11 protein-coding genes and 2 pseudogenes are annotated in these 13,225 nt (G+C 36.3%); 1 reads left to right on the top strand and 12 read right to left on the bottom strand.

Annotated elements, in window-relative coordinates; all coding sequences use genetic code 11:
• Nucleotides 1-279: 279 nt before the first annotated feature.
• From RK01_RS03205 to RK01_RS03150, 12 genes and pseudogenes are all read right to left on the bottom strand, one after another.
• Nucleotides 280-2,184, bottom strand: coding sequence for a heavy metal translocating P-type ATPase (locus RK01_RS03205; protein ID WP_016171841.1), 1,905 nt, complete (start codon nt 2,182-2,184; stop codon nt 280-282).
• 197 nt (nt 2,185-2,381) lie between these two features.
• Nucleotides 2,382-2,615, bottom strand: a complete 234-nt coding sequence (locus RK01_RS03200; RefSeq protein ID WP_003103602.1) for a heavy-metal-associated domain-containing protein — start codon at nt 2,613-2,615, stop codon at nt 2,382-2,384.
• A 146-nt stretch (nt 2,616-2,761) separates the two neighbouring features.
• A pseudogene (locus RK01_RS03195) lies at nt 2,762-3,104 on the bottom strand (prolipoprotein diacylglyceryl transferase family protein); the annotation flags it as partial.
• A 145-nt stretch (nt 3,105-3,249) separates the two neighbouring features.
• A complete protein-coding gene (locus tag RK01_RS03190) occupies nt 3,250-3,957 on the bottom strand; it encodes a Crp/Fnr family transcriptional regulator (RefSeq protein WP_140444184.1) in 708 nt (235 codons plus the stop codon).
• A gap of 184 nt (nt 3,958-4,141) precedes the next feature.
• Nucleotides 4,142-4,714 carry a Dps family protein gene (locus tag RK01_RS03185; RefSeq protein ID WP_002307615.1) on the bottom strand — a complete coding sequence of 191 codons (573 nt, stop codon included), beginning with the start codon at nt 4,712-4,714 and terminating at the stop codon, nt 4,142-4,144.
• Nucleotides 4,715-5,193: 479 nt separating this feature from the next.
• Nucleotides 5,194-6,383 (bottom strand): annotated as a pseudogene (locus RK01_RS03180) (IS256 family transposase).
• 84 nt (nt 6,384-6,467) lie between these two features.
• A complete protein-coding gene (locus tag RK01_RS03175; RefSeq protein WP_016171837.1) occupies nt 6,468-6,812 on the bottom strand; it encodes a DUF7006 family protein in 345 nt (114 codons plus the stop codon).
• Nucleotides 6,813-6,938: 126 nt separating this feature from the next.
• Complete coding sequence (locus RK01_RS03170; RefSeq protein WP_016171836.1) at nt 6,939-7,703, bottom strand: AP2/ERF family transcription factor; 765 nt, start codon at nt 7,701-7,703, stop codon at nt 6,939-6,941.
• A 69-nt stretch (nt 7,704-7,772) separates the two neighbouring features.
• Nucleotides 7,773-9,902, bottom strand: a complete 2,130-nt coding sequence (locus tag RK01_RS03165; RefSeq protein WP_016171835.1) for a hypothetical protein — start codon at nt 9,900-9,902, stop codon at nt 7,773-7,775.
• Nucleotides 9,889-10,197: a hypothetical protein gene (locus RK01_RS03160; RefSeq protein ID WP_016171834.1), complete on the bottom strand. Its 309-nt coding sequence runs from the start codon at nt 10,195-10,197 to the stop codon at nt 9,889-9,891. The genes RK01_RS03165 and RK01_RS03160 overlap by 14 nt, the downstream gene beginning before the upstream one ends.
• A gap of 8 nt (nt 10,198-10,205) precedes the next feature.
• Nucleotides 10,206-10,856, bottom strand: coding sequence for a hypothetical protein (locus RK01_RS03155; RefSeq protein ID WP_016171833.1), 651 nt, complete (start codon nt 10,854-10,856; stop codon nt 10,206-10,208).
• 41 nt (nt 10,857-10,897) lie between these two features.
• Nucleotides 10,898-11,416 carry a hypothetical protein gene (locus tag RK01_RS03150; protein WP_016171832.1) on the bottom strand — a complete coding sequence of 173 codons (519 nt, stop codon included), beginning with the start codon at nt 11,414-11,416 and terminating at the stop codon, nt 10,898-10,900.
• A gap of 161 nt (nt 11,417-11,577) precedes the next feature.
• Between RK01_RS03150 and RK01_RS03145 the strand changes: the two genes are divergently transcribed.
• Nucleotides 11,578-13,104: an AcpB/EbpR/MafR family transcriptional regulator gene (locus RK01_RS03145; RefSeq protein WP_016171831.1), complete on the top strand. Its 1,527-nt coding sequence runs from the start codon at nt 11,578-11,580 to the stop codon at nt 13,102-13,104.
• Nucleotides 13,105-13,225 lie beyond the last annotated feature (121 nt).

Genomic DNA, 13,225 nt, shown 5'->3' with positions numbered 1-13,225 from the left:
AATGAATTATACCTATTTGATCACTCTTTTGTCAATCTATCTTAATTCCAATACACTATTATAAGCAATTTCATGTGTTACAACTTAATAGGAATTTAAATTTTATTATTAAATTTTTTAATCATTTTCACGAAAATTAATTTTATAAAGAACATACTCTATACTTTTATTTTTTTTTTAAGAACTCAAAAAAGCGGAAAATCCCAGATTTAAAAATCTGAGTTTCCGCTTTTGTCATTTCAAGGATGGACTATTGTCTCAGCCTCTTCTAATTTATTCTTAAGATATTTTTACTTTCTCTGCAGGTGCTGATACTTCTTTTTGTTCTTTTCGACCTTTCAACTTATACTTCATTAATCTCATGCCATTGAAAATTACCACCAAGATACTACCTTCATGAACCAACATTCCGATAGACATATTCATCCATTCGCTGAAGAAGACGCTGGTCAACAAGACCAACACTACTCCAATTGAAATCACGATATTTTGTTTCATATTATTTGCGGTGGCTTTTACTAATCCTAATGCGTGAGGCAAGTTGCTGAAGTTCGAGTTCATTAAAACGACATCGGATGTTTCAATCGCTACGTCCGTTCCGCTTCCCATTGCGATTCCAATGTCTGCTAAAGCTAAGGACGGACTATCGTTAACGCCATCTCCAACAAAGGCTACAATTTGACCACGTTGTTGAAGTTTTCCGATATAAGCCGATTTGTCTTCCGGCAACATGTGGCCGTGAGCTTCGGTCAAACCAAGTTCGCCGGCGACCACATCAACGGTTCCTTGGTTATCTCCTGAAAGAACGACTAGATTTTTCACGCCCAAGTCTTTTAATTCCTGTAAATTAGCTTTCACACCCGGACGGACTTGATCGCGAATGCCCATCAGTACTTTTAATTCACCGTCGACCGCTGTCAAAACGAGAGAATTCCCTTGTTGTTCAAACCGTTTGACATCTTTTTGCACATTTTTGCTGAGAGTAACATTTTCTTTTTCCATCAAGGCCACATTCCCAACAGCCACTCTATGTCCAGCTACACTTGAAACGATTCCGCCGCCTTTCACGACTTCAGTTTCTTCAACAGGATAAAAGTTTGTTTCTCCAATTTGATTTAAGACCGCTTTTGCTAATGGATGATCTGATTCCCGTTCCACACTGGCCAGATAGCCAAGCGTTTCAGCAGAATCTTTTTCATACAGTTCAGTCGCTGCAACGGTTGGGTTTCCGACAGTTAAAGTACCTGTCTTATCAAATACAATTGTATCCACATTGCTGAAGTCTTGAATGACTTCACTCCCTTTTAAAAGAACACCGTTACGAGCACCATTCCCAATACCGGCAACGTTTGAGACAGGCACTCCGATAACTAATGCGCCTGGGCAACCTAGAACCAAGATGGTGATTGCTAACTCAATATTTTGACTGAACGCCCATACAACAATTGCCAGAACCAAGACAGCTGGTGTGTAGTATTTAGAAAAGCGATCAATGAACCGTTCCGCTTCGGATTTAGAATCTTGTGCTTCTTCCACGAGTTCAATAATTTTTCCAAATGTGGTGTCCTCACCAACTCGGTCAGCTCTGATTTGAATCGTTCCGTTTTCTAAAATGGTTCCTGCAAAAACTTCTGCATCAGCTAGCTTGTTGACCGGAACAGCTTCACCTGTAATGCTAGCTTCATTGATATGCCCTTCACCCGTAAGGACTGTACCATCTACTGGAACTTTCGCACCCGTTTTAACGAGCAAGATATCCCCTTCATCTACATCATCCACTTCTACTTCTTCAAATTCGCCATTATCCATTTGTTTCAAGGCGCTTTCGGGTGCCATTTCAGTCAATTCTTTGATAGCAGATCGCGTTTGGTTCAATGTTCGTTGTTCCAAGTAGTGTCCGAATAAGAATAAGAACGTGACAATAGCCGATTCTTCATAATTTTGAATAAAAAGCGCACCAATCGCTGCAATACTGACTAAGACATCAATACTGATGACTTTGACTTTCATTGCTTGAAACGCTTGAATGGCAATTGGCGTAATCCCAAAGACAGAGGCGATGATCAAAGACCACTCTGAAAGTCCTACATTTTCTAAAACAAAATGACTGAAGAAACCGAGTGCGATTAACAATCCACTGATGACGGTGATAACATTTTTCTTGCTTAATATATATTGTTGCATGCTTTTTCCCTCCAAATTTAATTTCTCTTTTATTGATAAACACAGTATAAGATAATTGCCTAAGTAATTAATTGACGGCTATCAAGTTTAGAAAGTTCTCTTTTATCGTTTCTAAGCACCTCGAATCGGATTGCAACAAAAAAAGCAATCCTGGAAAAATAGCTTTTCTTCCAGAATTGCCTAGTTCATTTAATCTGTTAAGCGGCCTTGACTTTTGCTTTAAGGACCGGATAGCCTACGTTTTCGATAGCTTTTTGAATCTCTTCAATCGAAGTGACAGCTGAATCAAAATTGGTTTTGACTTTGCTGGAGTTGAATAATACTTTAATGCTGTCTTTATCAATACCGTTAACTGATTTCACGGCACCTTCAATTTTTTGCATACAACTTGGACAAGACAACGTTTCTAATTGCAATATAGCTTTTTCCATAATTCCTATCTCCTTTATGTGTTTTTATTTTATCGGCAGCAGATTAATGAACACTGCCTTTTCCTCTTTACAACTGTAGTATAGCTCACTTTTAGCAAACGAAAATTGACGCATATCAAGTTCGGTACTTCTTTTTATCTTTTTGCTCAATTCACCATCTTAATAGTCTTTTTCTGCCCCTTATTGCCATCAGAATAATAAGAAATTGGTGGATAATCTTGTCTGCGTATAAACCATACTACAATCGCGCCAATAAACAGGGCCAGAGACAAGGCTTGCGAAACGCGGATCCACTCGCCAATCCATAAACTGTTCGTTCGCATACCTTCAATGAAGAACCGACCCACTGAGTACCACAAAACGTAACTCAAAGCGACTTCTTCTTGACGCAAAAGCTATTTTTCGGTTCCGTATAGTGACGATGAGGACAAAGCCCAACAAACTCCACAATGACTCGTATAAAAAAGTCGGATGGTAGTAGGTACCATTTGCTCCATTTCTTCAATTTTTCGCGTCATTCTAGTCATGGTGATGCTGAACAAGATTCCGGCTAAGCTCCATGGAAACCAAACAATGAATACACTTTTAGCTCCCTGGTCACTCGCTTCGTAATACGCCACTTTTCCGTGTCCGATTATTCGCTGTAAAGCAATAAATCATCTAAATCCTGAATCTTGATCCTTTTCCCAGACAGCTGTTGAATCAATCCCTCGTTCTCCAATTCTCCAAATTTGCGACTGATGGTCTCAGGTGTCGTTCCTAAATAGGAAGCAATGTCCTTTTTTGCCATCGGCAGGGTGATGGTGGGAGAGTTGCCCATTTCAGGTTCCACATTTTCTGCTAAAAACAAAACTAAACGGGTAATGACACTCTCCACGGCTACTTGTGCGGTTTGACGTGCGGATCTTTCTAACCGCTGCGACATCTCTCCTAGCAGCTTTAACGAAATTGCAGGATACTCTTTTAGAAACTCTTGTACATCATGTTGTTGAATCATGCAGACAGACGTATCTCGAGTAGCTTCTGCGTATTCCTCGTGCACAACATCAGGATTGAACAACGTCCATTCTCCCGTAAAGTTACCCGGATTCAAAATACGCACTAGTTGCTCTTTGCCAGAATCAGACAAGCGATAGATGCGGACTTTTCCGCGATTCACAATATACAAGGCATCATCTTTTTCTTGCGAGCGAAACAGAAACTCCCCTTTTTGATAGTGCTTCGTGTGAGCTTTTCCAGCAATGCGATCCATCGAGCTTTCCTCCAAATGATTGAATATCGGGACTAAGCGGATACAAGCTGAGTGGTCTCCTGCTGCATGTGGTTGGGTGTATTGAGTCAATTCGTTCTTCCCCTTTATCAGTTTATTGTCCTTTTTTTAACTTTCCTATATTTAGTATAAAGGCCCCCTACCTCAAAAAAATTGACTCTCATCAAGAAAAGTCTTTTTAACGGCAAAAAAATAGGAGCTGGAAAGAGTCCCAACCCCAAAATCTTTAATTTTTAAATGTATGTTTACGAAAAACCTAATCTTCATCCTCATCAAACGCATCGTCGTCTTCCAATGCCTCTTTGCCAATGAACGCTTGCAGCATCCAAATGTTTTTATCTAAGTCATTTTTAAAAGCAATCAATGTATCTTCTAAAGCATCGTCACCCTCGTCTTGAGCTAAACGAATCGCGCGAATAGTTAGGTCACGAGTGCTTCTGAAGTCCTCGATAATATTTTCAACCATGTCTTCTGCTTTAGCGTATTTATTAACTGCATCTTCCGAAAGCATCGAATATTTTTCAAATTCAACCGTTGTCGAAGCAGGTTTATGCCCAGAAGTAATTAGACGCTCCGCAAGTTTGTCGAACCATTTTTCATTTTCGTTATACAACTCTTCAAATTTTTCATGCAACGTAAAGAAATTGGCTCCTTTTACATACCAGTGATATTGGTGCAGTTTCACATGTAATGTATGCATATTGCCTAAAAGATGATCCGCAATGGCCGCTGCATTAATTTTCGTATGATGAACATGTTCCTTGTGTTCTTGTTCTTCTTGCAATCTTTCTTGGGGTGTTCTTTCTTGAGTAGCTTTATTTTCAGTCATAATTTATTCCTCCTATAATTTTGGTTTGTTTAAAATAGCTTTCTTTGATTCCTCCTTTTTCTTTACTGAATTTAGTATAGGATAGATTTCCGTTAAAAAAATTGACGCTCATCAAGAAAAGTATTTCTTAATAGACGCCAGGCTTCTCTATTAAATTCAACTGAAATAATCAAAGGAATGAAGTCGTTCCCTCCAAACAAAAATTTCATTAAAGTAGGGCCTAAAAAAAGAATAGCAACTATACTTTGTCAAGAGACCTGACTGCTATTTTTTTGCTTGTTATTCTTCAATTACCAAATGTCTTGCCTTGCATTAATAAGATTAACCTAGAAGAATAACTTTACTTTATTTATGTCATACCATAAATAAAAATTGAAAAGAATTTTTTTATTTATTTTTAGTAGATCGATTAATAGGAGTTTTAGCTTGGGAGCGTCAATAATTTTGTGTAAATGGTTCTTCCCTACTGTAGATTGTTTCTAATTCTCCATCGGTTGACTCAGCATTTGTTCGAGCTCGCCTTCGGCCTGTTGGAAACCTTTATGACTGCGACCTAGGAATTTTTGGTTGTAAGTATCAAAAGGCAAGACTAAGAAACGTTCCATCGACTCTTCATTTTGGAACTGTTCCTTGCGGTGGCTGTATTTCTTGATTTGTTTATTGAAAGATTCGATTAAATTAGTTGAGTAAATGCTTCGGCGGATACCAGGCGGAAACTCATAAAAAGTCAATAAATCTTGATTTTTTATCAGTGACTGCGTCACTTTAGGATAAGTTTTCTGCCACTTCTCAATCATACTCCCTAAAAAGGTATTTGCCTCTTCCTTTGAGCTAGCTTGATAAACAGCTTAAAATCATCACAGATTTCTTTTCGATCTTTGACACGTACTTTATGAGCAATATTACGGGAAACGCGAACACAGCAATGTTGGTATTTAGCTTTAGGATAAATCTGGTAAATCTTATCTTTCATGCCTTTTAAGCCATCGGTAATAAATAGTAAGACATCATGAACCCCTCTGGAGTAAATGTCCTGTAACAACTCATTCCAAACGTAGGTCGATTCAGTCGGAGCAATCGCATAACTTAGTACTTCTTTAGTGCCGTCTTCTCGTATACCAATGGCAATATAGATTGCTTCTTTGGAGACGGTTTGCCGTTTTAAAGGAATATAAGTAGCATCCATGAAAATAGCGACATACTTATCATTTAGAGTTCTAACTTTAAATGCATTTACTTCTTCAGTCAGCACTTTAGTCATGTTGGACATGGTTTGTGGAGTATAGTGATGCCCATACATTTTCTCAATCAAGTCTGCGATTTCCGACATGGTAATACCTTTTCGGAAGAGGTGAATGACGGTCTCCTCTAAGGTATCATTCGTCCGTCTATAAGCAGGAACAGTCTGTTGCTTGAACTCGCCATTTCGATCTCTAGGTATCTCCAATGTTAATTCACCATATTCGGTTTTGATGGATCGAGAATAAGAACCGTTCCTCGAATTACCTGAATTAAAACCAGTGCGGTCATATTTTTCATACTCTAAGAAAGCCGTTAATTCAGTCCGTAGGAGGGTGTTTACCGCTCTTTCTAAGTGTGAACGGAATAATTCATTTAAATCTCCTTTAGTGACTAGAGTTTGCACAATTTCTGTAGTAAAATCATTCATAGGGAAGTCCTCTTTTCTGTGAATTGGTTGTCGTAAACTTAATTCTACAGAAGGGACTTCCTTTTTTGTATGGATTTTATTCATTTACACAAAATATTTTACACTCTCTTCGAGTAATGAATACCTATTAGTTAAATCATTTCCAAAAGATATCTTTTCCAGAAATGTATCTGGATACCCCTTTTCTATTATTTCAATAATTCTATCACTCGTTAATTGTTCTTCCTCATTTATCTCTAGAAAAAACATTAGTAAACTAGCTTTTTCCTTTATTACATTAATTTTTGTGATTGTTGTTCTTAGATTATCTGGCGAAATATTTTCTATAAGAAAATCAAACTCTCTCAAAATGTTCTCTGAATACTCTTGAAGTCGAACGTCTTGAAACCTTTTCTTCTTAAATAGATGTCTAAGGCTGGCCTGCCACATTATACTATCCTCCTATTTTTCATCGTTGATTCTAACAATCTCACATTCAGTATTTACTATTACTAAAATCTATATTTCTTTTACTTTTTCAATGGTTTAAATAAAAGCAATCAGGAAATTCGGCTATCAGCTCGAAAATTGTTTTAACAATGGCAAAAAATACTTATCTTCGGCTTTTTTTCTCGCCAGCGCCGCTTCACTTAGATTGTCATACGTACCCAGATAGTGTCGCTTTCCACGGAAAGTAATATAAGCTACCCACATTCCCTTACATCGATAAACTCCTTTTACGCCACTAGTATTGTTTTTGGCCAATTTAGCTTTCAAACATTCGACAATTGTTCCTTTTACACAAGTTCTACTTTCAACTCTTTTCAAACAACCACAACTTTTTGTGTGACCCGATGATAAGTTACCATAGCTTACTTCACATAATTGACCGCAGCTACACTTGCATCTCCATTTTGTTTTCCAATCTAACTTCTTATTTAATGGTTCAATGACGGTCAGGTTACCGAATATTTGTGTTTCAATGTGAAACTTTTTTTCCTTAAGACATCCACAACTCCGGATTTCTCCTCGTTGCAATCGTTTTGCCGATGCTATTATTTCATTGCCACACGAACATAGGCATTTCCATACAACGGTTCCTTCGCTACGTTCTTCTGTTGGGGTAAGGGCAACTAGTTCACCAAATTTTTTATTAGATAAATCCTTATATCTATGCCGATTTTTAACATTTCCACACCCGCAGCTTTTTGTTCGACCTGATACTAAATTGGAATGATAAACAACTGTTTCTTGTCCACAATCACAAAGGCAGTGATACTTTTTATAACCATTTTGAATTAATTTATCTAAAATAATCAGATGACCATATCTTCTTTGCATAACCAATCGCCTCATTACTCATGAAATCTATGTATTGAGATAACCAGGGGACCACCCTAGTTATCTCTACTAAATCGCTTCAAATTTGAAGGTCATTTGGATGTTACATTTTGTATTTTGATATTTTCCGTAATACGCTCCTTTAATTTGAAAGCCACCAACTGCTTGAGAATTTAAAATTCCCAATTCTTGATTTACAACTGATGGATGTAACTCAATCATCGGAAACTGAAATTCTTCCAATGAACTCAAACTTAATTTCACTTTTTCATCTTTCCCACTAGGTTCGATATCATTAGCTCGAATGACATCAATCGTTGAACTAGAATCCACTTGCATTTTGGCTAAAGATACTTTGAGCTTTGCAGTTGAATTATTTTTCACTTCGTAACTAGGTGATGATACCTTACCGTTTTGAACATCTGTTGATCCAAAAATTACTTTTTGCGGGATAGTAACATCAATTAAATCTTTGGCATCTAAAATATTAATCGTAATATCTTTCGTAAGATTGCCAAGTTGGATCGTAGCAGTATAGGAGCCAAACTGAGGCTTTACATCATGCTTAATCACTTTAATTTGCTTAGATATTTCATTTCCACTTGAAAGTTCCCACGCTTTAGATTGGCTTTCTTGCAAAATCCATTCTTCAATTTTTGAAGCAGGAACTTGGTTAGAATAGGCAGTGAAATTTTGCGAACTCAATACATATTGATTATCAAAGATACTATGATGATCATGTACAAAAACAGGCACAGTCACTTCTGACTTATTCCCATTTTGATCAGATAATTCAACTTTCGCATCCGTCAAACCAATTTTAGATGTATCAGGTATTTTTACATATTTTGCCGTTATTTTTGAAGTATCATCGTTATCTTGCAAATTTTTTACTACATCAAGTGGGTTAGTTGATATACTGCCGTTAACAGGCACCATTTGTAAAATACCATCCCCGATAGGTGCAATAGCATCAGGATTCACGGTTAGCTTTGCTTGTGCTTTAGTACTGTTTCCAGACGGATCGCTCACGACAAGAAAAACATCCTGGCTTCCAATCTTTTTTACATCAGGAGCTGGTTTTGAAGGATCAAACGAAGTTCTCATTTTTCCGGTTTTATCATTATCAGTAATTGAACGAATAAAATCATTTGCATCTACTTTTGATCCATACTCAATGATTTTTTCCTTTGTGTTAACTAGTGGTGGAGTAGAATCCTGTACACCAATTGTTGACTTCAATAAAGATGCATTACCTGAACTATCTGTTAACTTCATTTCAAAGGGATGATTTCCCAAGCCTAAACTGTTAGGATCAGTATCTGAATAAATAGAAACAGGTTTTGTGTCATTATCCCAAGGCTCATATTCAAGAAAGTCTCTGATTTCAGCATTCGTGCCCAATTCCAAGAAAATTGGATTAATCAACTGTCCCGTTGGAGGAGTGGTATCAATAACAGTAAAGGGAATATCAACAGGTACTGTATGGCTATCGTCAAAAAAAATAAATTTCCCACTAGTTTCCCCTATTTTTGTATCATCAGGTTTCTCTTTCATGTAATAAGATACTTCACCTGTGTTTCCACTATAATCCACGAAGCTTAAAGGATCGTCTACCTTGATATCGAATAGATTTAATTGGATTTTATTTGTCTGTTTTGGAATTACTGTAAGATGTTTTTGTGCTACATTCACTGTAAAAGAATCCTTTATTGTCCCGCTTGGACCAAAGCGATCATTTACTGTCCACCAAACTCCAGCCACATTCTCTTTAACGTGAAAAGACCAATCTAGTTGATATTCAATATTTATTGTTACCTTAGGTGAGGAGCCACTTCCTCTTTTTAATTGAATATTATTTGAATTATAGCTAATACTCACAGTATTTGGATCACTACTAGTCATGCTTTTGATAATTCTTTTAGCTGGTCCAGTATATGCATACTCATTTTTATACCAATCATTACAATAAAATTCAAAATCAGTAGATGTTTGGTATCCTCGAGTATAACCCTCATCAGCTGGAAGCACAGTTTGCTCAAAATAGACTTTCATGTCATTCCATTCTTTCTGTGTTGCATCTTGCGCTACGTCTCTAGCAGTATCACCAGAATCACTTGCAAAGCTATATGTGGGAAATGACAAACTTCCAATAATGCAAACGAAAGCCATAATCAAAGAAAAGCTACTTTTTTTCATAAGCACCTCCCAATAGAAACCTCAGCTCTAAAGCGATAAGCATAAGGACCACTCCAATGAAGGAGAGAAATTTACTATTATCTCCTTCATTGCCTAATTGTGGTAATTTATCCATCTTATCATTTTGGTTTTCATCAATTACATTAGAATGTTGGTCGCTTCCTTTGCCAATGATTCCCTCAATCGGAATATGATTAAACTGAATACTTGATGACTCAGCGAAGGTCTCGATTGGACAAATAAAAGTTAGAATGATTACTAACGATAGCACTATAAAACCATAGTATTTTTTCATATCAATTCCTATTGAACTTCAAACTTAAGAACTAAATCATATTGTGGATTTAAAGCATTCTTTTCAAAATTAAACCCTGTTGCTACTCCACCGCTTAATTTAAATTCAAGCTTGTCTCCAGTTGGATTCAAAGTACCAATTTCCGCCGGGAATTGAGCAGGATTTTGCGGATCTGTCGTGTGCAAAGCAATGTCTCTGTTTGCAGTTTTATTGGTTAAGTTCAAAGTCAACTTATCACTAATTTTTTCAGCATCCGTTTGACTTCCAGATCCTCCCGGTGTACCACTATCCTTAAAATCGTTAACAGAAATCTTAACTCCTTTTGAGGAAAGATTTTCAATTTCATATAGTGGAGAAATAATACCTGTACTTACATCCGTTTGACCAAATAAGATTTTTGTTGGAATTTTAACATCAACCCATGCAGGATCTGTTGGATCTGGATCTGGTTGAGTCGGGTCTGTTGGATCTGTTGGGTCAAATTCTTTAAATGTTCCTTCTGCCGGAATAGTAGCAGAATCTTGTTTTTTGACTTCCTGTGGTTGGGTATTCGGATCTGGTTGACCATCTTCATAGGCAAACGCAGCTGATGGCCCTAATAATGCTGCTCCTCCAAATGCGACTACACCGAAAAGTGCTACAAATTGCGTTTTTTTCATTTTTGTTCCTCCATTGTTTCTATTATTTATAACTAGATATTCTAGTTATTCACAGATAATTGCCCTACTACCAGGGTTTCTCCAACCTTTTTTTGTGCCTTATCGTTCTCATAATAGGTGACTAAATTTTGAGTTTTATAAACACCTTTTTTGATGGTAGTGCTTAATTTTCCTTGGGATACATATTGTTTTGGCTTAATGAGACCTGAATCATAAACAACTTTATTCTCTCCATCAATTGTAGTCTGAACGCGTATAGCATATTGATTACCTGCCGGATTTAATATACTTACCTCGCCAACCTCTGATGATGATTCAAAAACCATATCAGAATTCATTTTCAAACGTACTTCGCTTTTATCCGCCTTTGATTGAAGAAGCTCTTCAAACTCTTTTTCGCTCATATCCTTTACAAACTCACCTGATTTTCCACCAGTTTCGCCAGCAACTACATTGGGAGCAGTTTGATGAGTTAAAAAATAGTAGTACACACTTCCCACTAACAGAGCTATCAACAAAATTAAAAGGATAACAACTCTTGACCGTTTTTTTCTTTCCATTCTCCTTACCTTCCATTGTTTTTCTTACTCTAATGTTGTTATAATAATTGTAGCTTGTCAGCTTACCTATGTTTCCAACAACGGTAATAACTATAGAACAATCCTTCTCATCGAGAAAGTTCATTTTTAATCTAACGTTCGTTAACTATTGGAGGCTCCATATGGAAACATTATTAGAAAAAAGCTTACAACGACACTATCAAATCATTAAATTTCTCATTTATAGAGACTGGGAAAAAATAAGTACTATTTCGAAATTTACCCAAATCTCTGAAAGCACAGTTCGTAAAAGCATTGGAGATATCAACCGATACATCAACCCAGCTAAACTGGAAAGTAGTAAACAACTTGGGGTACGGCTAATTCTCATGCCTGATCAAAATCCTTTTTTTATTTTTTCTGCACTTTACAATCAGTCTGCAAGATTCTCCATACTTGAAGAAATCTTTTTAAGTAGACATACCAACTTGCCCTCTTTAGCTGATCATCTTTTCCTCAGCATTTCTACATTGAAAAGAAAGATAGGAACAATCAATGAACTTTTAGCACCTTTCGACTTTCACATTGACTGTACTTATATGGACATAATCGGTGATGAAAGAAAAATATGCTGGTTCTATTTTTGCTACTTAATCGAAAAATATGGACTCATTGAAAAAGTAATTACTGAGAGAGATGTTGAATTGATGGATGAGGTCATGCAAGAGTTTATGCATTGCTACCCATTTTTACAAACTCCTGCACGCCAAACCTATTCTTATGTAAATAAATTTAGAACTATGTTATTTATTAATTTTATACGCATTCGTAGAGGTCATTTACTTCCAAGCCAATCACAAAATGACCAAAAACATGGGTTTACTTTTTCAGAAGAGTTAACTCAAAAACTTTTTCAACACTATCACACTGAGATAACCTCAAAGAGCATATATCGATTATTTTATATATTTTTCAACGACAAATATGCATGGTCAATGACAGATTTAAAACAAAAATGCTCCTTAAATCCAAAAATTAATCATCTTCGTGTCGCGATAGAAAATACACTAAATTCAATTATTGAAAAGGAAAATCTAATCCTTTCTAATAAAGAAGAACTTATGCTTTATCTATACAACGCAACCACTTATATTTGGGGACCTGCAAAAATCCTTTATAATCCTAATGAAGAATTTTTTATCAATCTCAATAATTATTACGAAGGATTTACACAAAGAGTCAAAGAAATCATAAATCGTTATTTTTTAAATAATGATTTACCAATTTACGTAGATGATTCCGTTATTAATCGACTACTATTTATGGTGGTCACTTCATGGGACTCATTATCTGATCAATTGGAACAAAAATCACCAACTATTAAGACTGGACTCTTTTTCAATACGAGCTACGAACACTGTAATTTTTTGAAAGAAGATATTATATATCATTTAAAAACGCGAGTGAATGTGGATTTGATTGATGCTACTAGCCTTACCTCAGTTAGAGAAAGAATGTGCAAGTACGATCTTTTGATAACTAATCTTCCCTCACTGTTCGTACCAGAGTGTACCGTAGTATCTATCCATTCAAATCCTACTCCAAAAGATTTTGAGAACATACTCACTGTCTACAATGAAATCGTGAATAATAAACAAGACTTTGATCTGTCCATAGTACAAAAGCAGAACAGTATTTATAAGTATTAAAATAAGTCCAGCACTCAAAAGAGTGCTGGACTGTAGTTTTGTTTCATCAGTTCACATAAAAACCTCATACTATCTTTTCTCTCTCTCTTGAAGTTAGTCTTTGCTTAAAACTATAAACAAC

The sequence above is a fragment of the Enterococcus dispar ATCC 51266 genome, assembly GCF_000406945.1.
Classification (GTDB): domain Bacteria; phylum Bacillota; class Bacilli; order Lactobacillales; family Enterococcaceae; genus Enterococcus_C; species Enterococcus_C dispar.
The sequence above is the reverse complement of the archived record's forward strand: the minus strand, read 5'-3'. Positions and strand labels throughout refer to the sequence as shown.